Source organism: Streptococcus sinensis, assembly GCF_000767835.1.
GTDB classification, from domain to species: Bacteria; Bacillota; Bacilli; order Lactobacillales; family Streptococcaceae; genus Streptococcus; species Streptococcus sinensis.
This window is the reverse complement of record NZ_JPEN01000005.1, coordinates 1-372: the sequence shown is the minus strand read 5'-3', so window position 1 is coordinate 372 and position 372 is coordinate 1. Positions and strand designations below refer to the sequence as shown.

Annotated in this window: 1 protein-coding gene; it reads left to right on the top strand. The window is 46.2% G+C overall.

All coding sequences use genetic code 11. The features are described 5' to 3' along the window. On the top strand, window positions 1-372 hold a 372-nt coding region (locus SSIN_RS00140), incomplete at both ends, for a GBS Bsp-like repeat-containing protein (protein WP_037614392.1).

The window sequence follows — 372 nt, the reverse complement described above, 5'->3', positions numbered from 1 at the left end:
GACACTCCCCAAGGCACCCTCACTATTACAAATGTAGATTCAAATGCTGGTAGCTTCGATGTACATGTAACCAATATCTCAGCTCCTAAGCCCATCAAAAAAGTAGCCCTACCCACTTGGTCCAGCGTTAATGGGCAGGACGATATCATCTGGTATGATGCTAAAAAACAAGTGGATGGGACCTATAAGATCAGTGTCGCTGCCCGTGACCATAAGTATTCCACAGGCGAGTACAATATCCACCTTTATTATCTACTGGCAGACAATCAGCTGGTCGGCGTAGGCGGTACCCAAACAACTGTCACCATCGGCAAACCGCAAGGAAAACTGGATATCACCAATAATAATCCAGACACAGGGAGCTTTGATGTC